Raw genomic sequence first — 25,251 nt, forward strand, 5'->3', positions numbered from 1 at the left:
TAAGTTGAAGAGCCAGCCTGCAATCCGAGACTGGCTCTTAGCCCTCAGTATTCTTCCGGCAACAGGATCGTCGTTGCGCTTCTATCAGCTTCAGTGATGATCCAGATGCGTGCATTGTCGTGGAGTCTGTAACAGGAGAGGATGCGAAGCCCGTCGTGAACGGCGCGGTCATTCTCCTGCTTGTCTTCCTTGCAGAGCTCTCCCCAATCGTGATGAAGGTGGCGTGCAAGAAAGATCATAGGGGATTGCTGGTTTTGCAGGAGCGCTCGAAGTGCGCCGGGCGTGGCGACGATTTGTCCTAGCGGAAACATGGGATCTCCTTGCCCTCACGGGGAAGCTTCCTTCGTGCGATCAGAAGGAAACGTGCTGGCTTAATGCTGGAAGGAGTGAACGTGGAAGGTGCTCATTCCAGCCTATCCCGAACGGCGGAAAGCGCAAGACGGCGGATACGTGTCAAAGGTGCGGTAGGGACGGCGTGCCTTGTCTGCGTTCCGCACGCGCGAGCGGAATCAGCCGTCTACCAATCTTCTGCGAACCGGTTAGGCTTATGACACGCTGCGGTTGGGCTTTGGCCGTGGCGGTAAACTGCACAAGGCCGTTCGTCTCTGGAAGTGATGATTGGTCCGTTGAGCTACATTGGCGGTAAAAGGTCGCTGGCGAAGCGGGTCATTGCAATATTTCCGGAGCACACTACGTACGTGGAGCCGTTTGCGGGTGGCGCGCAGGTCTTCTTCCATAAGGAGCCAACCAGGGTTGAGGTGTTGAACGATAGAGACGAGGAGATTGTGAACTTCTTCCGCGTCTGTCAGCACCACCACGAGGAACTGTTGCGCTATTTCCGGTTCATCGTCATCGGGCGGAAGGTTTTCGAACTGTTGAAGGCCACCGATCCGAAGACGTTGACCGACGTGCAACGGGCAGCGCGCTATCTTTACCTGTTGAAGGAGGCGTTTGCTAGCCTCGTTTGCCGCCCCAACTACCACTGGCACGTAGTGCAGCCTCCGGGCTTCAACCTAGAGCGTCTTCCCCAGCTCATTGAAAATGCTCACAAGCGATTGGCGCGGGTCCAGCTTGAGTGCCTTCCGTATGAAGAGGTGCTGAAGCGGTACGACCGTCCGACGACGCTGTTCTACCTGGACCCGCCCTATTACGGACGCAAGTTGTACCACTACAACCTGGAACCGGAGGAGTTCGCCGTGCTCGCCGAGCGCCTCGCCGCGGTGCGCGGCAAGTTTGTGCTCTCGCTGAACGACGTAGCTGAAGTGCGCTCGATTTTCCGGAAGTTTCATATTCAGGGCGTGCAGCTCTCCTACACCGCGCAGAAGACGGTAGGCCGCCGCTTCAAGGAAGTTTTGATCACCAACTACTGAGGCAGGGCGAAGAAGCGCCAAGTGAAGGTGACTCTATCGTCCAACCTGTCGACTCCTTTCACAATAGTGTGGTGGTCCCAGGTGCCCGACCGCGTTCGGGCACCTGGCTTTTCGCTCTCAACCGCCATCCCGTTACCGATCCTGACGCAGGCTCATCGACACTATGCCTCGCCATGTATGACTTTTTCGAACAACTCATTGTTGGGCTCTGGAACCGGTTGCAGGGACGGGGAGGCGGAGCACGGAAGGAACGTGGTGCGCTGAGTCTCGGGACGCGTGTGGTGGATGGTCATGCGACGCGCGGACGACTGGAGCTGCCGAGCACGCGTCGTGCGATGCATATTGCAGTGCTCGGTAAGACTGGCAGCGGCAAGAGCTCGCTATTGCGGCACATGCTGCAGGAGGATGCCAGTGCCGACCGAGGGTTTCTCGTCATTGACATTCACGGCGAACTGACGCCGTTCGTGCTGCGCACGATCAACGCGCGGGAGCGCCGGGAACGACGGCACCTGTCGGACAAACTCATTCTGGTATCGCCGGGCGACAGGGAGTTGTCAGTTGGCATGAATCCCTTGGAGGGTGCCGATGACTTCGTCCGTGTGGCCGAGGTAACCGACCTGTTGCGCCGCCGCTGGGGACTGGACCACTTTGGAGCCCGCACCGATGAGTTGCTCCGCAACTCACTCTATCTGCTGGCGGCCAATGGCCTGACTTTACTTGAACTGGCGCCACTATTGACCGAAGACGGGTTCCGTACGGTGTGCCTGAAGAAGCTCGAGAATGCCGAGATCCGGCAGTACTTCGAGCTCCGCTTCAATCCGCTGAGCGAGGCGATGAAGGCCGTGATGCGGGAGCCGATCCTCAACAAGACCTCTGCCTTCACGGCCGATCCGCATTTCCGCCACATCGTCGGACAGCAACACTCGACGTTCTCACTGCGCGAGGCGATGGACTCCGGTTTCTGGGTTCTCGTCAACCTGGAGAAGGGGAGGCTGGGTGCGCAGTCGCTGACCCTCGGTGGGCTGGTACTTGCCGGGGTGAACAGTGCCGTCTTCGCTCGTGAGAAGCGGACGCTGTTCACCGTCTATTGCGACGAGATGCAGAACTTCGTGGGTAGCGACAGTGGCATCGAGACCATGCTCTCCGAGGCGCGAAAGTTTGGCGTTGCCTTCGTTGCGGCCAACCAGTTCCTCGACCAGTACCCAACGGAGATGCGCGCAGCGATTCTCTCGGTAGGAACGCACGTGTTCTTCCAGTTGTCGAGCACGGATGCCGCACAGGCTGCGCAGATGCTCGACGGCGGCAAGCCGCTCACCGAACGCCTGAAGAATTTGCCCGCCCGTTACGCCATCGTGAAGAGTTCTTCGGATCGTGCGGCGGAGATCGTAGTGCCGACCATCGAGGAGCCCAGGGTCGATTTCACAGATCTGGTCAACCGCGCACGGTATGCCCGTAGCCGCGTGCGTGCCCACATCGAACGCGACATCGCGGCCCGACAGGCCGCACTGCTCAACCGGCCCGAGGAGGTACTCCATGACTGGGAGTAAACGGGGATTGATCGTGCAAGCACGGGACCGGCACTTGTTGGAAGAACTGGCGGTGATGCGCGTGATCGACCGCGAGCAGGCGAAGCTGGTGGCCGGTTTCGGATCGACGACGCGGGCAAACGCGCGGCTGCTGTTACTGACTCGCGCCGGATTGCTCCGCAGGTTCTTCCTGGGTACCAGCCGTAGTGGCAGCAAGGCGCTCTACACGCTGTCGGATCGTGGAGCACAGCTCGCAGGGGTGCCGAACAGGGGAATGCGCCGGAAGTCGGATGTGACCTTGGCGGCAGACTTCGGTGTCATGCACCAGTTAGCAATTAATGAGGTGTACGTCGCGTTGAAGTACCGGGCGATTCCTGCGCGGAATGTTCAGTTCCTACGTTGGGTCGCCTTCCGTGAGCCAGTGGCGCAGGGTATCCAGTTGATCCCCGATGGGTACTTCGAACTCGTAACGCCGCAGGGCGTGCTTGCGTCGTTCGTCGAAGTCGATTTAGGCAACGAGAACCAAACAGTGTGGAAAGAGAAGACCAAGCGGTATCTCCAACTCGCCGTCTCTGGGGACGGTGAACGACGATTCGGAGTGAAACGCTTCCGCGTGCTCGCCCTGATGAACTCTGAGCGCCGGCTGGCCTCGCTGCGTGAGCGTGTTCAGCAAGTGACCGGCAAGGTCTTCTGGTTTGCCACCCTGGATGCCATCCGTACGCAGGGCATGTTTGCCTCCATCTGGCATCGGCCCACGGGGAATGCGCCACAACCATTCATCGAGGAACTTCCATGAAGTACTGCTACGAATGCGGACGGATGACGGCGGGTGAGCCGCTTTACTGCCAGTTCTGCGGACGCACCTACGACGTGAAGCTCTGTCCGCGCAAGCACGTCAACCCTCGCGTCGCTGAGTTCTGTTCCAAGTGCGGCAGCCGGGAGCTATCGACGCCGCAACCGAAGGTCTCACCCGTCTGGCACGTGCTCGGGATCCTGGCGCGGGTCACCATCGGGTTGCTCGTGATCTATGTCGTGCTAGTAACCATTCAGGCAGTGCTCTCGGCACCTCAGGTTCAGAACGCATTGGTCGTGTTGGGGATTCTTGTCGTGTTGCTCATCGTTCTCTGGGGGATGTTGCCGCAGTGGTTTCGGAAGCTGGTTCGCTGGTCCATCAAGCGGGAGGCACATCGTGATGATCGTTGATCGAAGGGTGGGGAGCGGGTGCGTTGCGGAACTACGCAAGTCCGGTTTCGCGGCTTTCGTCAACCGCAAGCATGGGTTGGGCTTTTCCAAGGTCCACCCCGGGCAGTGCTGCCCGCAGCATTGCCCGAGGGATTGAGCGAGCGCCATGAGCACAGTGGCACGCCTTCCCGAGGACCCATTGGGAGAACCGCTCACGATCATCGCCGTGTCCCGGCTTCTGGGCTGCTCGGTCTGGACCGTGCGGCAGCGGTATCTGCCGTCGGGGTTGCCGTACTTCCGGATCGGCAACACCGGCAAGTTGGTCTTCTACCGGAACCAAGTCGTTCGCTGGATCCTTGACAACCAAGTCCACAAAGGAAGGAGGTGAGCCGTCGTGACCCTGTTCAAGAGGGGCGAAGTCTACTGGGCCTATCACTGGATTGACGGCGTACGCCATGCCCGCTCGACGGGCACGGGGAACCGCCGCCGCGCCGAGACCATCGCGCAACGCTTCAAGGAAGAGCTGAACCTGCAGCGATTAGGGATGACCGAAGCCAAGCCGGAGATGACGTTTGCGGAACTTGCCGCGCGCTTCCTCGCCGATGGCTCACCACGCCCTTACCATCATGACCGCTTGAAGGTCTTGCTGCCCTTCTGGGGTGAGACGCTAATCGGCCGCATCTCGAAGTCCCGGGTAAAGGAATACCGCGCCTGGAGGCACAAGGCGAAGCCGAAGCTGTCGGAGACAACTATCAACCGGGACCTTGAGGCCCTTCGCCACATGCTCTTCTGGGCAGTGGATGAGGGAATCCTGCTCTCGAATCCCTTAAACCGGTTGCGTCTGGCGGAAGAGCGGCGCAAGCCGCGCATCATTGTCAGCGTTGCCGAGGAAGACAAACTGCTGGCTGCGGCCGCCACGCACCTGCGCGAGATCGCAATCGCCGCACTCGATACCGGCATGCGCCGGGGCGAGATATTGAGCCAGCGCTGGGAGCACATCGACTTCAACCGCCGCTTGCTCTACGTCACCCACTCGAAGACCGCCGGAGGGGAGAGCCGTGAGATTCCTCTCACCGAACGCCTCTACGCCGATCTTGAAAGACGCCGCAAGCCGGAAGGGCTGGTCTTTACCTTTGATAACCAGCCGATCCACCGGATCAAGACCGCGTGGAAGGGAGCCATCCGCCGCGCCGTGCTTCGCTATTTCCGCTTCCACGATCTTCGCCATACCTTCAACACCCGATTGCTCGAAGCAGGAGTCATGGCCGAGGTACGCCGGGCGCTGATGGGGCATTCCAGCGGCGAGGATATCAACGCCATCTACACCCACATCGAGCTGCATGCCAAGCGAGAGGCCATTCAGAAACTCGAAGCCTGGACTGCCGCGCAACGTGAACAACTGAAGCAATCCACGCAAAACCGTTCACAGGAGCCACAACCCCATGAACAACCCGCAAACCACAACCGAGGCGATCCGGCAGGAAATCTTCCGGAAAGCCAGCTTGATCCATCGGCGGCTCCTGAACTCGTTCGAGGGAATGACGAACGAGTTGGCCGCGTGCAATGAGTTGTCCGTCTTGGGAACCCTCGAAGGAGCCGAAACGCAGATTGCGCAGCTAAGAGGCTTGATGCTCCTGCTGCGAGATGTCTTCGGCACCGCGTCGGAGGAGCGCCTGGACAAGGACAGCCGCAATAAAGAAAAGGAGAACCCATGACACCCGAGAAGAAACTCGATTCCATTGGCAAGCCTCAGCCTGCCACCGCAACCAACGGAGCACGCAAGCCGTGGGTACCAAAATCGCCCATCGACGTCATGCTCGACCAGATCGCCAAACAGGAAAAGCGCGTCGCCGAGATGCAGCGGGAACTCGACACCGAAAAGGCCGCGCTCTCAAAACTCCTCCAGGCGAAGAAGATTCTCGAAACGTAAATCGGAAGCTGACGGCAAGGGGTGCTATCGAGCCGGGCAAATCGGCCCGATGAGAATCGCGAACCGACGCCACGTTCAGCACCTCATCTGTTCTTTGACACCTACGGGAGCCCTCGCAAGAAGGCTCCCTTTTTGTTGGAAAAACGAAGGGGTGAAATCGATGAGAGCCATTCACTGGCTGTCAAACACATTACTTGAGCTGGCGGCCATGGCCCTGCTCGTCATTGGCCTCTGCGTCCTCCTGCGCCTGATCGAAGCCAAGGACGCCATTCGATACGCCATTGCGTTCGTGGGCCTGGCGGTGGTTTGCATCTCAGCTGTTACCGTTCTTGCCGAGCTATGGGGGAACATCTCGCCGTGGCAAAAGCTCGTCATCGGTGCACTCGTCGTTGCGATCCTTGCGCGACAGTTTCACCGACCGCGCCGGGCAGCCACGCGAGGAGATGACCAATGAAGATACCGATCTTCGATTTTGAACAGCGTCCCGCCACCGAATACGAGCAACAGGGATTTTTCGACGGAGCTCATGGCGTCAGTCCTGAACAAGGGACGAAACAGATTCAGGCGCAGTTCGATGCCGCAGGGCTCGCTGCCCGCCAGCAGTCGCTCCCCAAGCGCAAACGTCTGGAAGCCGCGTTTGACCACCTGACCAATATTGGTCCCGCTATCGAGGATGAGTGGCGTGAGGCGCAACAGAGGATCGCCGCCAGTGATCTGAAAGTCGTCATGCCGATGTTCGTCCTGTGCCTGGGGACTACCGCCTTGGCGACCGAGGTCGTCCTGCTCGCACCAGGCCTTGACCTGCTCGACATTACCGAGCCTGCCTTGCAGTATCTTGGCGCGCTGGGGCTCGTCTCTCTGGCCAGCGTGCTGTTGCATCTTGCCTGGGAGTCGCTCGAAGGCCAAGGCCGCTCACTCGCGTGGCGTATCACCTGGCTCGTCCTCGGCGTGCTGGGCGCCGTTGCCCTTGTTCTTTGGGGAATCCTGCGTGGCTATCAGGTCGCCTTCGCCGCCCGCATCAATGACAACCCGCTGGCGGCCTTCCTCGGCGGCCATCCCTTGCTGGCCTCGGCCTTCTACGTCTTTATCAGCCTCGGAGCGCCGCTGGCCGCAGCCGGTGCGTTCACGCATGCGGCCTACCACTTGCGCGAGTGGTATCAGTACCGGTGTGCCGAGCGGCGGGCAGAACGCTACTCGCGAGAGCTGCGGGATACCAAGAAAGCGCTCGAAGCGGAAACCGAATGGATCAAGAACGAACTCGACCGTCTAAGCCGGGAACGTGACGCAGCCGTCGCCTCCTACTGCCATCAGCACGAACACGGATTGAGGAACGGTGCGTTGCAAGTGCCTGCCTGGATGGTGCAGGTCAAAGCAATGCTTTCGGCGATGCTGACGCTGGTGGTTTCCTGGTGGCTCTTCGCCCTGTCCCCGTTCAGCTTCCTGCTGCCGGGAGCAGCGTATCTTGCAGCTTCTCTCTATTTCCGCCACGAACGAATCCACCCGTCCCCGGCCGTCTTCTATGGCCTCGAGCGAGTGCGCTTCGTCGAATCCTCACTGGTCGATGATGCCCAGCCTGAACTGCCGCAGTTTCTCAATCTACTCCACCAGAAGAAAGACACTCCGGGACTCGCAGTGCGGGCGAAGAAGGGGGAGAACTGAATATGCGGCGCATCTTTATATATGTACTGGTCGCGGGTTGCTTCTTTGGGCTAGGCTGCCGCTACGAGTCCGGGTCGCAACCGCGACATGTGGTGATCCTTATGGATGTGAGCGCCAGCATTGAGCGCAGTGCTCGTGACGCGGCATTTCGGGAGATTGCCCATGCGGTCAGTCAGGAGAAAAGAGGAGACCTTTATACAATCATCCCGATCCTGGGCGACGCCGAGGCCGATCTGCCAGGAAGAATGCTTCGCTTCCAGCCTTCGGCACATCGCGAGGCCTATGACCAGGACCGCAAACGCTATCGCGCGGAGGTCGAACGGCAGCTTCAGGCGATGCAGGCCGCAGCCTCGGTGCATCCGCCAATCAAGACGGATATCCTCGGCACTCTGCGCGTCGCAGGAGAAGAACTGGGGCAGGATGCAGCGGGGAGCGAAAAGCGGCTTGTCGTGCTGAGCGACTTCATTGAGGATGACCAAGCTGTGGACTTCATGACCGCACCTTGCTTGGCGAGAGAAAACACTGCCGTGGCGTACGCACGCGAGCTCGCAGCGAAGCATGTGCTCCCTGCGGGGATCTCGGTCCGGCTGGTGTCGATGCGCAGCACCGATCTCCGCCACTTGCCGTCTGCGCGAAGGCAAGCGATCACCGCCTTCTGGAAGGCCTACTTCTCAGAGCAGGGAATAGAGGCGTCGACCGCGTCTGACATTATCACGGCCTTATCAAACAGAGACCGACCCAGCAGCCCAACAAACTCACGCGACTGACCTTGGTGCGCGCCATCGTTTGCCCATGTCACGGAGTGCATCTGCATGTGTTTCTGCATCGATCGCGCTATTTATCCTGAAGGATATAGCAAGGCAGGACCGTGTCCGCCGCTATCACCGGAACTTGCGCCGTACCGATGGGCGCAAGGATAGGGACCTGCACTGCCCGGTTGTTCGCATCGCCCTGCCAGGCAAGGGCAAAGCTCTCAAATCGCGTGTCACATTCCGGAACACGTTGGATTCTCAACGTGACAGGCCGCTTTGCGCGTAGGAGCTTGTCTCCAAGAGCCGGGCGGTATGTTGCGCGCCGGTGGGAAAGTTTTGCCGGACTAAGCACCTTCTTGCCGTCGCTCATCATGACCAAGTAGTCGGTCTGATTCCCAGCAAAAGAGCTATACGTACTCGTGCCGCGGGCAACGAAAGCCACCCGCGCCTTAATGCTTTGCCGCGAATGTCCCTGCATTCTGATCGGCACAGTCACAAAAGCGGTCAGAATGCATGTAGACACAATACATGTCGAAGCTCCAAGGAAGAATCGCAACAATGAATTCATCATATTCTCGTGGATAGCGATGACCAGCAAGGTATCCATATTTGCAAATTGACCAGAGGTTGCCTCACGTAGACCGGCACCAAACCCAGACTATCTACAAACATTGAAAATAGGAATGAGAGCGAAATTAATTCATCGCCGATGAAATTTCGCCTACTCAGCAACACGCCGCCGCTAAGTTGGGCTAGGCGAGCTATTCCTTTCAGTCGGTTATCGAAGCGATAGACTAATCAGGCTTCGCAGTAGCGCAAAGAATTCATTTGCATTTAGCTCCTGTATTCATTAGAACGATTCCGTCAATTGCACGTCAAGCTTTTGACTTCGTTGCCCTGATTAACTGTTCTTCTCCGGGCGACCATATCTCTTGTAGCGTTGTTAAGGAACTGAGCGATGAAACTGATAGGAGGGCTCTTGGCCCTCGCACTTACCGCCTCTTCACTAGTGGCACAAGATGTTTCTCCTTACGCGGACAGATTAACTGTTCCGATTCGCGACGCTAGAGCAGTTGCAATTCTCACTCGTGCGCTCGCAACGGTTGGCGGAGAACGAGTAGCGAGAAACGTCTCGACAGCATCGGTTTCCGGGACCGCAACTTGTGGCGACACGAATTTCGCATTCGTATGGAAGGATTCATTTGCCGAAAACAATCATGAATTCAGAAGAGAGCGGTCAACCTCAAACGGGGTGCAAATTGATGTCAGCGGGCATGGTAACCCTCAAAGCAGCGGAAAGAGCCTGTCCCCAAGAATCAAAGCAGTGAGGCGGCTATTGGCAGAACAGACGCCGCCGCTGCACTTACCTGCAGTAGCAATCGCCAAAGCAATCGCAGATCCTGAACTCAGTATCGATATAGCCGCTTCTAGTCTGCCCGGCATCGTGCGCGTAAGAACCGTCAATCGGAGATCCCACATGAATGCAGATTCATCTCTCGTTGAGTGGGAATTCGATTCCGCGACCTATCTTCCTTTGGCAGTTACCTACCATGCCGCCACAGTGGGAGTCGCAATTAGATTTCCGGAAAGGCGTCTTGAATTTGATAATTATCGAGCCGTTGATGGCATGGCAGTTCCGTACAAGATTGTGCGTCGCCAGCAGGGGCACCCGGAAGAAGTAGTGATAGTAAAAGATGTAATTGTGAACCCCGCCATTGCAGATAGCGAGTTTAGCCTTTCCGAGGGAGCAGAAAAATGACCTCGAAACACCTGCTCATGGTACTTGGTGTAATTGTTCTGCTTTCGGTGTTTGCATATTCACAAACAGAACCAGCGCTAGAAAATGGCCTTAAGCCCTACGGGTCTTATGAGGGAGGGGCAATTGACACTGTAAACCTCCAAAACGGTGGTCTAAGCGTTCACATCCCACTTTTGACTGTGCCACAAAGAGGTCGCAACAATCTCGACTATTTCATTGGGTACAACGATAAACACTTCCAGGTAGTTGTAGACATCGATCCTGAGTCTGGAAGTATCATGTCAAGCGAGTGGGCGCTTGCAAATGACAACGTCGATATAGGTGCATCGCTGAGAGAAATGCACGCAATGTGGTGGGAGCCTATCGAGACGTATTATAGAAGCTCGGATCCCAATTGCAATGCATATACTTGTTCGATCAATGTACAACAATATAAATTTGTGATACATACCCCAGACGGAGCAACGCACGTCGCAGTTACCCCGGCTGGCCAGCAGGCCATGCTGCAAACGCTAGACGGAACAGGATATACGTTACTCTATCCGTCGTCAATTATTCAAGATAAAGCAGGCAGTCGTTTCCTCAGCCCTGGCACCACAGGATGGGCTACATCCGGCATCCTAGACAGTAACGGGAATAGCGTTCCTGGGGTTAACCCTGGCGGATATCCGCCCCCAACACAGTCCAGCGCTTCTGACACGCTTGGCCGGGCGGTTCCAAGTGGCGCAGTCAGCGATATATCAGGATGCCCAAATGGAATTTTCCCTGTTTCTAAAGCGCAGACATTTAGCGGAGCGGGGCAAGGCAACACGCAAGTGCAGTATAAGCTGTGTTATGCCAATGTGCCAATCGAAACGAATTTCCCTCATGACAGTGGAGATATCTCTCCACAGCAATTCGGCGGCTCATGGGATTCTTATGGAAATGTGAACTCTCCGTCGCCAACATTGATGTTGCAGAGCGTCGTGCTTCCAAATAGTACATACTGGCAATTCGAATATCTAGATCGAGATGATGGTGATTCATCGGCCATCAATTATGGAAATCTGACAAAAATAATATTCCCAACTGGTGGAACCATTTCATACAAGTGGCACACGATTCCAATGTTGGTGGATTCTAGCTCCTATACAAAGGTCACACGGGCGATTGAGCGACGAACTATAGACTCCAGGGATGGAACGGGTGCGCATACGTGGTACTACGACAACTCGGGGGTGACAGGTTATGTGTTTGGCTCAACGACTCCAGCCTCTACGAACATCGTCACTGATCCGCTGGGGAATCGCACTTATCACGCATTTAGCTCGGTTGCTGGAGGATGCTCGTTCTATGAGACAGAAACTGACTATTATCCGAATGGCAGCAACTCAGCCGCGAAGACAATTGTCACAGCCTACGAAGGCGATAGTCCATTTTGGGGAGGGGACTGCGTATCTGAATCGGTACGGAAGATCAGCGAAAAGACAAGTCTTGAATCAGGACAAACAGAACTTGTCACCTATCAATATGGGTTGCCGTTGACGATTGGTCCCTCGCCGTGGGATGTCTATGCCGGATACAAAATCACGACTCCTGCAAACCAGACAAGCAAGTATCCGTACCCCACAGACATTAAAACCTACGATTATGGAGCGAACGGAAGTTCTGGCGCACTCTTGCAGGAAAAGCAAATTACCTATAAAGCGTGGACAAATGCGAACTACAGCCCGTACGGTTTTTGGGGCCTAATTGACACGGAGACAATCCTTGATGGTTCAGGAAATCAAGTCGCAAAAACGACATACGGCTACGACGAATCAGCCCTTTCCCCGAGCTCGGTGACAGCGGGACGTACGACGCCTCCGAGTAGCACGTACCGCGGCAACGTCACCTCCGTAACGCGCTGGTTGAACACAGGTGGAGCGACGGTGACGCGGAAGACCTACTACGCCACCGGGATGCCCTACGAGGAGTACGATGCAAATGGGATCGCGATCGCAAGGCATAGTTATTCTGATACATACCAGGGAGCATATCCGACGAGTACTATCGATCCACTCGGGCACATGGTTAGCGCGACTTACGACTTTAATACCGGCTTGATGACGAGCTTTACCGATGTGAACGGAGGCGTGTCAAACTACGCATACAATGATGCGCTTAATCGCGTAACACAAATTCTGTATCCATCTGAAGGTTCGGGCCGGGGTGAAACGGATATTGCATATTGCGAGGCATCCTGTCCGAATACACCGACGGTTAGCATTTCTCGGAAAATCGATACGCGCTTTAAGGTCGATGTGAATCTGTATGACGGACTCGGTCGGCTAAAGCAAACTCAGCAGACCTCGGACTCAAGGGGCACCATTTATACGGATACAACCTATGACGCACTAGGCCGCCAGGCGTGCGTGTCAAATCCATACCGGAGTACCAGTGACACTACGTATGGGCTGAACTGCACTCTTTACGATGTTTTGGATCGGCCTATAGCGAAGACTTTCCCGGATACAATATTCAACGGGTCGGGAGCTCCCAGCTCGAACTATGTCCAGAACATCTACTCTGGGAACACGACGACGACCATTGATCAAGCGGGGGTGTCGAAGAAGACCACGACGAATGCGCTCGGCTGGCTTACGCAGGTGATTGAAAATCCAACACTGGCGAATAATTCTCCAGCGCTTGAGACCGACTATGCGTACAACGGACGGGGTGATCTTGTGTGCGTTGAACAGCATGGCACGGCGTCGTCGGGGACGGGCTGTTCATCGTTCAGTGGAGGATTCAATAGCAGTTCGAATCCTGGCACTTACTCTCCGGATTCCAATGTCTACCGCGTTCGCTTGTTCTATTACGACTCGCTTTCGCGCTTGAGAGAGGCAGACAACCCGGAGTCGGGAGTACTGAAATACACCTATGATGCTAACGGAAACGTACTGACGAAACGGGACGACCGTGGCATAACGATTAGCTATTCGTACGATACCGAAAACAATTTACTCGGAAAGTCATATTCCAATGGCGAAACCGCTATAACGTACACTTACAATACGGCAACGGCGCTTTCCTCTGGCAATAACATTCATCGTCGCGTTGGGATGGCTGACGCATCAGGAACGACACTGTGGAGCTTTGATTCGCGCGGTAGAGTCCTGACCGAACGGCGCACGATAGGTTCTGTGACGAAAGATTTTACAACAGCATATAACCTGCTCGGAGCACCCACGAGTATCGTGTATCCAACAGGAACGACACTGGCCTATTCATACGATTCGAATGGCCGCGCAGCGACCGTGCGTGATAACGGGAATGGCGTCAATTACCTCACAGGCGTTACGTCAGGGGAGGTGTGTTCCTCGCCAGATGGTGCCGGTGCGTGCTACTCGCCAGCGGGGAGTATTTCGAGCTACGTGAACGGTTACGCGAGTTCCTTTGCAGGGATAACGTCGATTCTGACGTACAACTCGCGGCTGCAGCCGTCATCGATATCAGCTACGAGTCCATCAAGCACGGTTCTTAGCCTCTCGTACAACTTCTACAACGGTGGCGTAAACAACGGGAATGTAATTGGGATCACAAACAGCACCAATAGTACGCTTTCGAAAGTATTTTCATACGATTCCTACAACCGAATTGCTGAGTATAAGACGCCGAACTCCACGCTCTCGGATGTGAAGTACACGATTGATGCATGGGGGAATCTGACGAACAAGACACCACAGAGCGGTTATGGCGGGGAGTATCTTCAGCTAGGGACGGCTTCAAACCGGAACCGTCTCGCGTTCACCTACGATGCGGCTGGGAATCAATTGACGGATTCGCAGAACGCGTTTACTTACAACGCCGAGAATCAGATCTTGACAGCCGGAAGTGTGACGTATACCTACAACGGTGATGGCGACCGCGTGAAGAAATCCAGTGGTACCCTCTATTGGGGAGGAGGATTAGGCTCCGCCCTGTTAGAAACAGATGCCGCCGGGACAGCAAAGGCAGAGTATGTATTCTTTAACAGCAAACGAATTGCCCGACGGGATTTGCCGAGTGGTGCAATCCGCTTTTACTTTGCAGATCATCTGGGGTCGACCGCTGCTGAGACGGATTCAACGGCTAGTGCCGTTGCAAGTTATGACTTTGCTCCGTTTGGAGAACTCGTTGCTAGTTCGAATGCGGATGCAAACAATCACTACCTTTTCAGTGGCAAGGAACGCGACGCGGAAACTGGGCTTGACTACTTCGGAGCACGGTTCTACGAAAACGGTACCAGCCGGTTTTTGACACCTGACTGGGCGGCAAAAGCGATCGCAGTTCCGTATGCCGAATTTGGCAATCCACAGTCGCTGAATCTGTACGCATACGTGAAGAATAGCCCTGCCACACTGACAGATGTAGACGGGCATCAAGATAGTGACCCTCTCAACTGGTTCCTTAACAAGATCAAGGGGAATCCCCCTGCGCCACCATCCCTGCCGCAGACGCTTGCACCGCCAGCAACGCAGCCATTGGCGCAGTTGAAGACCGACATGAAGGGACAGACCACAACGTTTACGGTGGTGGACTCGAAAGGTAAATTGACAGAGACAAAGATTGAGACGCGAAACGTTGTTGATAGCAGGGCGAAGGCGGGGGCAAATGACCCTTACAAAACGCACAATATCTATGGTGTGAGCGATAGACACGCTGGAGAGGCTGCGTATGGACCTGCTGGTGCATTTATCGATACGGGTGATACTCGCGGAAGAGCTATTCACGGTGGAGGCAGCGGGCTATCAGATCCATTTGCTCCAAGACAGGGATGGAGGGCTACGATGGGCTGCACCCGTGGTCAGAACGAGGATATCCAGAATCTAGGTAGAGCCATTACGGCCTTCCGGCGACAAAATCCTGATGCTGCAATTCCGTATTCGAGGGAGTAGGTATATGTGGAAGCTACTGACTTCATTGGTTACGAGTCTGGTTCTTCTGGTAGGAAGTGTCGAGGCGCAAAAATACTCAGGGCCCAACGTCCTTGGCCCCGTACGTATCGACAAGGATGTTTCGATGGATGCTTTGTTTGATCGCCTAGGTCGACCGGCATCAATAAAGGGGGATGTTTTCTGCTACCAGTCCAAACAGAGGGGCTTTCTTACCCTTACACGTATGGTTGCCGCCTATGATTCAAGAATCGCAGGCACAGTAACTCTGAGCAATTTTAGAAATTGCCTCCAGCAAACTGTACAGGATACATTAGATGATTTGACCGAATGGAAAACGGAAAAGGGGATTGGGCTTTCAAGCAGTGTCGATGAAGTCCGCAAAGCATACGGCACCCCATCGAGGGAAGAGCGTATAGACGGAACAAAGTATCGATGGGTGATTCATGGGGATCGAGTGAACAATCACTACACAAATGTGAAAAGGCCAGAACTGGGCGACAAGGTGCTGGTTTATCAAGTGGCTTCCCATGACGTTAGAATTGCAGAGTTCGGAATTCGTGATGGGAAGGTGGTATGGATATCGCTCTCGAAGAACGAATAGAAATATGAGACACAACCTCTCAGAAGTGATCTGGGGAGCTTATTTGGGGCTGTGTGCGATGGGAGTGATAGGCTCCTCGAAAGCTATTACATGTTGTGACCTGCCCCATTCTCCGCACGGTGAGTTTACAATTTAACTGACCGCTGAGCGGTCCCCCGTTTTCAGCTACAGGTCCAGAGTTAGTCTTCAGCAGGTTGCTAGGTCAGGCAGATCGCGGCTAGCCGCGATCTGCCTGACGAACTCGTATGGTGTCCTCCTCCGAGAGATGGGTGAGGACGGCTCTCATTGTACTCGCGGCGCCAACCCTCGATGAGCTGCTTTGCTTCGGCCAGAGTCCCGAACCAGTGAATATCGAGATATTCAGCCCGCAGTGTTCCGTTGAACGATTCGACGAACGCGTTGTCGGTTGGCTTCCCCGGCCGCGAGAAGTCGATCCGCACTTCGTTATGGTACGCCCAGAGGTCCATTGCCTGACTCGTGAACTCCGAGCCGTTGTTGCAGAACAGCACCTTTGGTGCGCCTCGCTTTGCGCGCAACCGAGCCAGTGTTCGCACCACATCTTCGCCTTTTAGCTTCTGCCCAACCTCGATGGCCAGGCTCTCTCGCGTGAACACATCCACTATGGTCAGCGCCCGGAAGCGCCGGCCGTCAGCCAGTTGGTCAGCCACGAAGTCGAGAGCCCACGCCTGATTGATGCCGCTTGGACGGAAGCGCTCCCGTCGTTGAAGAGCCGTCCGCCGCCGCTTTCGTGGCCTATGACGCAGCGCAAGGCCTTCTTCGCTATAGAGCCGGTACACCAGCTTTTTGCCGACCTTCCAGCCTTCGCGGTTCAGCAGGATTCGGATCTTACGGTAGCCATAGCGAACTCGCGTCTGCGCGATCTCCCGCAACCGCTCTCGCAGGGCAGTCCGCGGCTCCAGCATGCTGACGTAGCGATAGGTCGATACCGGAACACGCGTCACACGGCAGGCACGCCGCTCGCTCACCCGGTAGGTCGTATTCAGATACCGCACCACCGGGCGGCGCCGCGAGGGCGTCACAGTTTTTTTGCCAGGACATCCTGGAGCATCGTCTTGTCCAGCGTCAGCTCCGCCACCAGTCGCTTCAGCCTGGCGTTCTCTTCCTGTAGCTGTTTGCACAACCGAATCTGGTCCGTCTCCAGCCCCTTATACTGCTTCTTCCAGCGGTACAAAGTCTGTTCGCTGATCCCCACCTGGCGGATCAGCTCCGCAACAGGAACCCCCACCTCCAGTTGCTTAAGCACGGCCACAATCTGCTCCACAGAGAACCGCTTCCTCTTCATTCGGCACTCTCCCCTTTATCCAGAGATTCTGCCGAAAACTAACTCTCAACGTGTATTAACTTTCGGGGAGCCCACCAAGTTGTTGGGAAAAGCAGATCGCGGCTAGCCGCGATCTGCTTTGCGAACTCGAGTGATGTCCTCTCCCCGAGAGATCGGTGAGGGCGGCTCTCATTGTATTCGCGTCGTCAACCCTCGATGATCTGCTTTGCCTGGGCGAGAGACCCGAACGAGTGGGCATCGAGACACTCGGTCCCAAGCGTCCCATTGAACGATTCAACGAATGCATTGTTGGTCGGCCTCCTTGGTCACGAGAAGTCGATCCGCACTTCGTTGTGATACGCCCATAGACCCATCGCCTGACTCGTCAACTCCGAGCCTTTGTCGCAGAACAGAACCTTCGGCGCGCCTTGCTTTGCACGTAGCTAAGTCAGCGTTCGCACCACATCATCACCTCTTAGCTTCTGTCCGACTTCGATGGCCAAGCTTTCTCGCGTGAACACATCTTGTTCGGAATGAGTGTGATGGAGCTTGCTGAATCCAGGCAGCTTCTCGAAAACGCCTGAATGCGGTTCGGGAGCAGATTCTTCCCCTCCCCCAAGATTCATTCTTTAGAAATAGATGGTTACAAGAGGGAGATGTCTGCCACTATAGTCCTTGGTGGCTTTCTTAGCCACAATTTCATCTACAGTCCGGTGCAGGGCTTTGGGAACCTCCTGCACTCATTATTTTTAGATTGCTTAACGGCTGAGCCTGGCAGGTAGGCTACCTGGGGCGACATCAGGGGATTGGGTTTGCGGCAGCAAAAGTGTATTGTCACCGGCACGCAACGCAAGGGCGTTTCTACGTCCCAACAGATTGATTGAGAGGCCATTCTCAATGAGTGCTAAGCCCTGTTATTTCCATTTCAGGATGGCACTCATCTCGTCGTGCTAACATTAGACCAACTTCCATGCATTCAATGCCTTCGGAGGCTGTCGCGGTGGCTAAGCGGGACCCAAACAAGACGGCAAGAAACCGAATCATCGACACCTACAAGGGAAGATTGCGAGAGCTGCTTCCAGAGGTTCTTGCAGAAACCGGAGAACGAGACGAGAAGTCGTTGAATGCAACCCTAGGGAGCAAGAACGACGAGTTTTTCGACCTCAAGAATGATGTGGTCCATAGTCAGGACCAGTTTGTGAATCGGTGGCTTGCTGGCCTGAAGAAAGCTGCACGGGCACGCGATGGCGCATCAGTTGTCTGGCTTTGGGATGCCTTGAAGAAGCATAAGAAATTTCGGGAATACACACTGTTGTTTCTCGAACGCTCATATCTGAAACATTTCGATGAACTCTCAAAGAACCGACCGCTTGTGGAAGCGGCTGAAGTCTGGATTGGCCAAGAACATGCGAATTATGGTCTCTTAGTGAGCCCAAGATTTCGCAACGACCAATGGGAAAACGACAAGAGCGAAATCAGAGCATTTAAGCAGCGCTATTGGTCTATAGGGCACGTTATGGAAACCGGGCTCGTGATCCCAGGAAAAGATAAGATATTCCAGTTTTCTGATATAGATCAATATCTACTCTTCTTTCAGGACACGTTGGTCAGGAACTCTGGATCTCCGTACGAATACAACGTCGCCGGTCATTATTGTGACTTTGTCAAGAAGTCCCCGCAGCCTGAGAAAATTCCGTTGCTTATTCCTGAGTTTCGATATGCGGGGCCAATGAAGAAACACATTTACAGGCTCGACTTTTTGATCATCAACCCGTACACGCTTGACAAGACCGGATTTGAGTTGTCACCGTGGTCGACACATGGCTACCTGAAAAAGATCGGCGGCCTAACCCAAGCGGCAATAAACAAAATGGCTGCGGATAATTTCGCCAAGGAGATGAAAAAACATCGCGCGTTTTTCCAGGAGCACGATATCGTTTGTCTGATATTTCCAGACGATCAGCTCAAAGATACGCAAGTACTGTTTGACGAAAATATGGTTCCTCTCCTGAAGCCCGAGGAGCCCAATATCCAGCTATCCTTCCAGATCATGGAAGAATTTCTTCAGAACGGCTGATGTTCATCGGTGAGCGCATTGTCGCCGAATCACTCATTGAACCGGATTTCTAATGGGAAGTCAGCGCGGCAATATTGATCGAAGTGCTGATTTCAATCAGCGCTTATGCATCTGGTCGATGCACGGCAGTGAGACTTCGATGTAGATGAAATCGTGTCGGTCAGAGCATTCAAGCTCAGTAGACTTCAATAGGGCCCAACACGCTTCAACACATCTTGTTCGGAATGAATGCGATGGAAGGTGCTGAATCCAGGAGGCTTAGCAGAAATGGCTGAATGCGGTTCGGGACCAGGGGGTCGGAGGTTCAAATCCTCTCTCCCCGACCATTCTTTCTCTCATCTCTTCAATAACTTACGCAGCCCTCGCCGCTCTTGATTTTGACCGCTTTTTCGGTATCATCGGTACAACTGAAGGCAGTTCAAAACCAAACCCGCACTTTTCAGCCCACTCCTTCCGGAATGCAACGTCCTCTTTGATCTTGTCGTAGAGGTCGCTCATTGTCTCTCCAGCATGCCCCATCCAGTACTTGTACAGCCCCTCTGGGCAGGCGGTGCGGTTTCGGAGGTACGTGTTGCGGAATCGCCGGAATGCGTGACTGCCTGCCTTGTGCGTTCCGGTATGCGGATTGACGTATCCCAACGCTTTCAAAGCCGGGTGCAGATGACGACGGACAACATTTGACGACCCGATTGGTTTGCCGTTCCGCGATGAGAACAGGAAACCGGACTTGCGCTCGCCAATGAATGCTTTCAGCAACGCAGAAATCGCCGGGGCAATGTCCACATCTCGGAGTGCGCTCGCCGTCTTGAGCTGCTGTTCGATCTTGCAGTGTCGTGCCTTCTGCCGGATGCGGAGAGCAGAGAAATCCGAGGAGATGTGCTTGTCGATTTCGATGCCAAGTGCTTCCCCAATCCGCAGACCCGCCGCAGCGCACAAGATAAAGAGCATACGCTCCCGCGGTTTCTTCCACCCTGCAAGCCCTGTCATCACCTCAGACGAGAAGCAGGGGGTGTTCTGCTTGTTTTTCTCTACTACGGGCATGTCGATGAACTCGTGATTCCACTTCCGGGGATAGATCTCCTCCCCGTTTTCGTCCACCGCAGAGGCCACAACCATCTTTACGACACCCGCGTAGGTGTTAATGGTCTTGGCCGCTAATCCCGCTTCGCACATCCTGGAAACAAGCTGTTTCAAAGCTCCGTTGTTCACTTCGCTGAGCGGCAAGTTTCCGAGATGCGGATTCAGCCACTTCTGCAAGACGCGATCCCAATCGTCTAGTGTACTGGGCGCCACCGGACTCCGTTTCCTCGTTCGCATGTGCTCAAGCCAGCGTGCAGCCCCTTCTTGGAACGTAGGTGCGGTATCCTGCTCCACCACTTTGTTAAAGTATTCGACCGTATCAGCACCGCTCTTGGCGATGATGTCACGGGCGCGCCGTTTGCGCTCGGAAGTCGATAGACTGCCTGGCCCTGATAACGGGCAGATTCTCGCTCGCTTGAGAGCCCTCTTGTATTGCCCTGGCAAATCCATCCACCACCGGACGACCCACCAATTCCCACTCCTTTCAATGTGGCCTGCCTGTCCAGTTCTGCGGGACATTGACTTTCCTCTCCGCTTCACTGGTGTCGCATTTCGGAAATTAGCTGAATCTATCGCGCCTTGCAAGTGGGGCGAGCTTTCTTCTTTTGGCGCACCACAGGTCTGAGAGATGGGTGTTACAAGCGCTTTCTCGGGAACAAGAGAGAATTGCCCAATGCGGTCCGCATCAACAGATTCGGGTGGCGATCGGAAAGCCTGAGAATGCATTGGTCCTCGACTGACGGGTTCGGGGAACCCGCGTCAGGAGGAAGAGCGTAATCGCAGGGGAGGGCATACCTTCGGAAAGATTTTCTGGAATTTGGAAAGTCGTTCTTCAAAGGGCAGGTTGTCGCTAGGGATTCCGGGGAGTGCCGCACGGCAGAAGATACTTTTGAGGATGTTCATGTTTCGAGGCATTTAGCTGGCTGGGGAAAATAGCTAAGGATTTGTAACCAAAGCAAATCTAAACATTCAGGAAGCGTCAAATTCCTTTAGCGCTTATCGTCTTCTAAGCAACTCAGCTTGCCTTGCGCTCCGTTTAGAGCTAGGCCAACTATTTTGCTGTGCGCTTCCGGCATCTCATCTGTTGCTGCTTCACCGTAGACATTCATCGTCATTCTGATATCGGCGTGCCGCATGAGCTTCTGCTGGACGCCCACGGGCGCTCCACCGAATCCGGCCAGAAAGGGCGAGTGTGTCGGAGGCTGTGCGTTCCCATATCTCCGATTCCAGCCGCTTTCGCAGCCTTCTGGTATACGTGCCCAGTCTGGTCATAGGACTGACGTGTATCGGCACGTTGAGGTATTTTCTCCTCCCAGTCGTTCAATGCGAGCGTTCTAAAGAGAGGGTGTCATCTGTTTTTGTTCGCTCGCGGTTCCTCTGTTTTGCGATACCACAATCCACTCCCAAATAGAACGCGATAATTCGTTCGAAGCTCCCGCTTCTCGATCCGGAAAAAGGCCGCCTCCTGACGTGACAAATTCGCATAAAGCAGCGAGTTGGCTCTAACAACTGATTGATTTTTTTGATCAATAGGTCAAATAAACGGTATTTCTCTTCGTCGTGTCGCGACAACTACCATTGCCCTCGTGAATCGGGAACTGCGCCTGCTACGCCGCGTCCTGCGTGCGCGGGACGGCTTCCGACTTCACCAGAAATGCTACATGTCTGCAATTCTAGAAAAGAGAGGCATCTCTCATGAAGAAAGTCATAGTTGTCGGAGGCGGTTCTTCGGGGTTATCGGCTGCGTACACGCTGAAGAAGAATGGCTACGACGTCACCCTGCTGGATCGAGACAAAAATCCGGGCGGACGTCTGAAGATGTATCAAAAGGATGGGTTCTCCATCAACATTGCAACCCAGCTCTTCGTGCCCACATATAAGGTTGCCCATCAGCTTGCCAGTGAGCTTGGAATCGCCGATCAGTTCATGACGGTCGATATGAGCCTGATGCGGGTCTACTACAAGGATGGGTGGGTCACCTCCAAGCCTGATCCGAATGATCCTGTCGAGCTTGCGCGAGCCGGTGCCTATGCGCAGAGCATGGGGCCGAACCTGGCAAAACTCTTCGAGTGGGTCAGCAAAGTGACCGACGGAATGTACGAGGGGTGTACGGATTGGCTCGGTGATCTGGATGGAGATGACGGCGGCAACTTTGAGGACTTTGTGCGGAAGAACTTCGGAGAAGAGGTTCTGGAGAACTTCGTCCAGCCGATTGTTTCCACGCTGATTCAGGACAACCCGAAGCGGTTCGGCATCGCCTACGGCGCCATGGTCATGAAGTCGGTGATGGGCGGCGAGTGCGAAGTTCTGAAGTACGGTGTCGGCGACCTGGCCACGCAGATGATCAAGTACCTGGGCGACGCGATTGTGGCCGACACTCCGGTGAAGGAGATCAAGATCGTCAATGGCCGCGTGACCGGCGTGGTCACAGATAAGGGATTCTACGAGGCCGAGGCGGTGATCTGCGCCACGCAGGGCGACAAAGTGCTTGGGCTTATTCCTGGCATGAGCGATGCGCAGAAAGCCGCCTTTGCCAGGGTCGACTACTGCGGCTTCATGCATTCCATGCTCTTCTACGACACGGTTCTATCGGAAAAGATGATGGGCGGCATGTTCCCGCGCCGCACGGGCACGCCATTCTGCGGCCTTCTGTTCAACTCCCGCTTTGGTAGCGCCGCGCTGCCTCCGGGCAAGGAATGCGTGTCGCTGTTCTACTACGGCCCGGGCCGCGACAAGTACTGGAACGCGAGTCAGGAAGAGATTGCCAACGTCTCCGCAACGGAGTTCCGCCAGTTCTTCCCGGAACTGCCGAAGGAATATCTCTTCGCGCACACCATCAAGATGGACGATGCCATCTACACCATGGAAGCCGGGGCTGCGACAGCCATGAAGAAGCTGCGTGAGCGCCATTACCAGGACGTCAAGGGGCTCTATCTCGCCGGCGAGTATCTGTACACCGGTTCCTGTGAGAGTGCGCTGAACTCCGGCCGCAGAGCGGCGGAGTGCGTCATGGGACTGCGCGAGACGCTCTAGCTTGGTCCATCCCCTCGAACACTCTTCCCCGGTTTGCAAAAGGACGCTCCTGCCATTGTTCCTCTCGCAAACCGGGTGGAGAGATCGAGATGCTCCATTGGATGTGTGTGGCAAGCAAGCGCGGGGTTCCTCAATTTGGACGGACGCTCTGTCGCTGGTCTTCAGGGGCGTGCCGGGCCGGGTTGCTGCAGTGCAACGCCGGAAACGAAAGATTGAATAGGAGATTGTTATGGAAAGCAAACAACAGGCGAGTGCAGGCTCCAACAGCCCTTGGTACGGCACGGAGCCACGGATTCCGGAGTCGGCTATTACGGAGCGGATCTGCACGGAGATACTGATCATCGGCGCCGGAACCGGCGGCATGACTGCGGCCATCTATGCGGGCCGGGAGCGCGCGAAAACGCTCGTCATCGAGAAGAACTCAAAGGTCGGCTATTACAAAACCTACAACGGAGTTGTGGATTCACGGCCCCAGAAGGCAGCCGGCATCAAGGGACAGATCAACAAGGAAGAACTGGTGCAGGAACTGCTCCACTATCCGTCCCAGTACTCCGATGTCGACAGGCGACTGATTGCGAATGCGAATCCGGTTGACGAGCAACTGATCCGGCTGTGGGTGAAGGAAAGTGGCCAGGCCATTGACGTTCTCGCCGACGAACTTTCGGAGTATGGCATCAAGCACGTGGCGGAAACCGACATCGGCGACGGCTACCACGGACAGTTCAAGATCTTTCCCACACACACCAAGTTCATCGTGCCGCTTCTCAAGGGTGGGCCGAAGGGACACGTCCACGGCGGAGTCGGCGTCATTGAACCATGGCTGGTGAAGAAGGCCAAGAGCTACGGAGTGGAGTTCCGCTTCAATACGCCACTTGTGAAATTCCTGAAGCAGGGGAACAAGGTCGTTGGCGCGATTGCGCGGAAGAAGGATGGCAGCTACCTTCGGATCGAAGCGAGCCGCGGCGTGCTCCTTTGCACCGGTGGCTACTCAGACGATCATGCGCTGTTTGCGAAGCTCAATCCTCAGGCCTCGGCCGTGACCAGCTTGTACTACGGACAGCGCGGAAATACTGGCGACGGTCTTAAGGCCGCCATCTGGGCGGGAGGCGAGAAGGCTCCCTACGGCACCGCCGGTCTCTTTGATCGCGGCATGGTGAAGCCCGGTGGAAAGGCAGGCCCGCCGTTCCGTCGCCTTGGCCCGACGCTTGGCCCCATGGACGCATTCCATATGGGCAGTCAGCCGTTCCTCAAAGTCAACATGGATGGCAACCGCTTCCTGAACGAGGCGGTTCCGTATGACGTCATCATCTATCCGCTGCAGTACGAAAAGAACCACGTCTGCAATGTCATCTGGGACTCGAAGTACTGGGAGAACATTGAAAGCTTCCGCCTTGTTGGTTGCTGCCGTCAGAATCCTAGCCCGACCAAGCCGAAGACCTACGAAGGCATCGGGAAGATGATCAATCGCGTGCTCCTGGCCCGGGGCGCGATGACGGGTTATATCCAGAAGGCGAACTCCCTTGAGGGGCTGGCCAAGAAGCTGAAGCTGCCAGTCGGCCAGTTCAAAGCCACTGTCGAGCGTTACAACCAGATGGCGAAGGTCGGCGTCGACGAGGACTTTGGAAAGCCCGCAAAGGATCTCATCGCGCTGGAGACTCCGCCGTTTTACGGCGTCACCAATGCGGGTTGGATGATGCACACCACGGACGGACTTCACATCAACACCGATATGCAGGTGCTGGATTCGAAGGGCTCTGTGATTGCGGGCCTTTACGCAACCGGGGACGTCGCAGGTGGCTTCTTCGGTACGAACTACTATCCGGAGCTGGTTGTGGGCGTTGCCTCGGGTAAGACCATCACGTTTGCGAGGCACGCAGTCCTGCACATGATGCGTTCGAGGTAGCAGGAAGACCGCTCGACGTTCTGTAAGACTGCGCGTGATCCAATTGCACCGGCCCATGGCGTAGAACAGCCAACTGGTGCAGAACTTGCGCACAGAGGTTGGCGGGCGAGCGCCTCTCCCGCCAACTGAATTTCAGTCACACAGGAGGGTGCCGGCGGAAGCTGGTTCTCTACGGTCAAAGAGGGCGTTTCCCGGCTCG

At 55.5% G+C, this 25,251-nt stretch carries 19 protein-coding genes and 2 pseudogenes; 16 read left to right on the forward strand and 5 right to left on the reverse strand.

What is annotated here, in order from left to right; all coding sequences use genetic code 11:
• Window positions 1-44: 44 nt before the first annotated feature.
• Window positions 45-311, reverse strand: a complete 267-nt coding sequence (locus AC6IZO_RS16275) for a hypothetical protein (RefSeq protein WP_497806515.1) — start codon at window positions 309-311, stop codon at window positions 45-47.
• Between the two features lie 303 nt (window positions 312-614).
• On the opposite strand from AC6IZO_RS16275, the gene AC6IZO_RS16280 reads away from it, so the two are divergent.
• The 10 genes from AC6IZO_RS16280 (at window position 615) to AC6IZO_RS16325 (ending at window position 8,434) form a co-directional block, all read left to right on the forward strand.
• Window positions 615-1,370, forward strand: a complete 756-nt coding sequence (locus AC6IZO_RS16280) for a DNA adenine methylase (RefSeq protein WP_497806517.1) — start codon at window positions 615-617, stop codon at window positions 1,368-1,370.
• Window positions 1,371-1,543: 173 nt separating this feature from the next.
• Window positions 1,544-2,917, forward strand: a complete 1,374-nt coding sequence (locus AC6IZO_RS16285; RefSeq protein ID WP_497806519.1) for a type IV secretory system conjugative DNA transfer family protein — start codon at window positions 1,544-1,546, stop codon at window positions 2,915-2,917.
• 13 nt (window positions 2,918-2,930) lie between these two features.
• Window positions 2,931-3,692, forward strand: a complete 762-nt coding sequence (locus AC6IZO_RS16290) for a replication-relaxation family protein (protein ID WP_497809986.1) — start codon at window positions 2,931-2,933, stop codon at window positions 3,690-3,692.
• The gene (locus tag AC6IZO_RS16295) at window positions 3,689-4,099 is read left to right on the forward strand and encodes a hypothetical protein (RefSeq protein ID WP_497806521.1); all 411 of its coding nucleotides are present in this window, start codon (window positions 3,689-3,691) and stop codon (window positions 4,097-4,099) included. Before AC6IZO_RS16290 ends, AC6IZO_RS16295 begins: the two co-directional genes overlap by 4 nt.
• 373 nt (window positions 4,100-4,472) lie before the next feature.
• Complete coding sequence (locus AC6IZO_RS16300) at window positions 4,473-5,645, forward strand: tyrosine-type recombinase/integrase (protein WP_497806523.1); 1,173 nt, start codon at window positions 4,473-4,475, stop codon at window positions 5,643-5,645.
• Window positions 5,617-5,793 (forward strand): hypothetical protein, encoded by a 177-nt coding sequence (locus AC6IZO_RS16305; protein WP_497806525.1) that lies wholly within the window; start codon window positions 5,617-5,619, stop codon window positions 5,791-5,793. The genes AC6IZO_RS16300 and AC6IZO_RS16305 overlap by 29 nt, the downstream gene beginning before the upstream one ends.
• Complete coding sequence (locus tag AC6IZO_RS16310) at window positions 5,790-6,008, forward strand: hypothetical protein (protein WP_497806527.1); 219 nt, start codon at window positions 5,790-5,792, stop codon at window positions 6,006-6,008. Before AC6IZO_RS16305 ends, AC6IZO_RS16310 begins: the two co-directional genes overlap by 4 nt.
• A gap of 160 nt (window positions 6,009-6,168) precedes the next feature.
• Entirely contained in the window at window positions 6,169-6,462 is a 294-nt protein-coding gene (locus tag AC6IZO_RS16315) for a hypothetical protein (protein ID WP_497806529.1), read from the forward strand.
• Window positions 6,459-7,667: a hypothetical protein gene (locus AC6IZO_RS16320; RefSeq protein WP_497806531.1), complete on the forward strand. Its 1,209-nt coding sequence runs from the start codon at window positions 6,459-6,461 to the stop codon at window positions 7,665-7,667. The genes AC6IZO_RS16315 and AC6IZO_RS16320 overlap by 4 nt, the downstream gene beginning before the upstream one ends.
• A 101-nt stretch (window positions 7,668-7,768) precedes the next feature.
• Entirely contained in the window at window positions 7,769-8,434 is a 666-nt protein-coding gene (locus AC6IZO_RS16325; protein ID WP_497806533.1) for a hypothetical protein, read from the forward strand.
• A gap of 67 nt (window positions 8,435-8,501) precedes the next feature.
• On the opposite strand, the gene AC6IZO_RS16330 is transcribed toward AC6IZO_RS16325, so the two are convergent.
• The gene (locus AC6IZO_RS16330) at window positions 8,502-9,026 is read right to left on the reverse strand and encodes a hypothetical protein (RefSeq protein WP_497806535.1); all 525 of its coding nucleotides are present in this window, start codon (window positions 9,024-9,026) and stop codon (window positions 8,502-8,504) included.
• Between the two features lie 351 nt (window positions 9,027-9,377).
• On the opposite strand from AC6IZO_RS16330, the gene AC6IZO_RS16335 reads away from it, so the two are divergent.
• From AC6IZO_RS16335 to AC6IZO_RS16345, 3 genes are read left to right on the forward strand one after another with little or no spacing between them, the layout of a single operon-like run.
• A complete protein-coding gene (locus tag AC6IZO_RS16335) occupies window positions 9,378-10,178 on the forward strand; it encodes a hypothetical protein (RefSeq protein ID WP_497806537.1) in 801 nt (266 codons plus the stop codon).
• Window positions 10,175-15,076 carry an RHS repeat domain-containing protein gene (locus AC6IZO_RS16340; RefSeq protein WP_497806539.1) on the forward strand — a complete coding sequence of 1,634 codons (4,902 nt, stop codon included), beginning with the start codon at window positions 10,175-10,177 and terminating at the stop codon, window positions 15,074-15,076. Before AC6IZO_RS16335 ends, AC6IZO_RS16340 begins: the two co-directional genes overlap by 4 nt.
• Before the next feature lie 4 nt (window positions 15,077-15,080).
• Window positions 15,081-15,677, forward strand: a complete 597-nt coding sequence (locus AC6IZO_RS16345; RefSeq protein ID WP_497806541.1) for a hypothetical protein — start codon at window positions 15,081-15,083, stop codon at window positions 15,675-15,677.
• A gap of 186 nt (window positions 15,678-15,863) precedes the next feature.
• Here AC6IZO_RS16345 and AC6IZO_RS16350 read toward each other — a convergent pair.
• Both AC6IZO_RS16350 and AC6IZO_RS16355 read right to left on the reverse strand, forming a co-directional pair.
• Window positions 15,864-16,980: pseudogene (locus AC6IZO_RS16350) on the reverse strand (IS3 family transposase).
• A 38-nt stretch (window positions 16,981-17,018) separates the two neighbouring features.
• Window positions 17,019-17,483: pseudogene (locus tag AC6IZO_RS16355) on the reverse strand (integrase core domain-containing protein); the annotation flags it as partial.
• 476 nt (window positions 17,484-17,959) lie between these two features.
• On the opposite strand from AC6IZO_RS16355, the gene AC6IZO_RS16360 reads away from it, so the two are divergent.
• Window positions 17,960-19,036, forward strand: a complete 1,077-nt coding sequence (locus AC6IZO_RS16360) for a hypothetical protein (RefSeq protein ID WP_497806543.1) — start codon at window positions 17,960-17,962, stop codon at window positions 19,034-19,036.
• 351 nt (window positions 19,037-19,387) lie between these two features.
• On the opposite strand, the gene AC6IZO_RS16365 is transcribed toward AC6IZO_RS16360, so the two are convergent.
• A complete protein-coding gene (locus AC6IZO_RS16365; protein ID WP_497806545.1) occupies window positions 19,388-20,293 on the reverse strand; it encodes a tyrosine-type recombinase/integrase in 906 nt (301 codons plus the stop codon).
• A gap of 1,518 nt (window positions 20,294-21,811) precedes the next feature.
• Here AC6IZO_RS16365 and AC6IZO_RS16370 point away from each other — a divergent pair.
• Window positions 21,812-23,149, forward strand: coding sequence for a protoporphyrinogen/coproporphyrinogen oxidase (locus AC6IZO_RS16370; protein WP_497806547.1), 1,338 nt, complete (start codon window positions 21,812-21,814; stop codon window positions 23,147-23,149).
• Between the two features lie 229 nt (window positions 23,150-23,378).
• Window positions 23,379-25,052 carry an FAD-dependent oxidoreductase gene (locus AC6IZO_RS16375; protein WP_497806549.1) on the forward strand — a complete coding sequence of 558 codons (1,674 nt, stop codon included), beginning with the start codon at window positions 23,379-23,381 and terminating at the stop codon, window positions 25,050-25,052.
• The last annotated feature ends 199 nt before the right edge of the window (window positions 25,053-25,251 follow it).

This window comes from Oryzophilus luti, assembly GCF_059726245.1.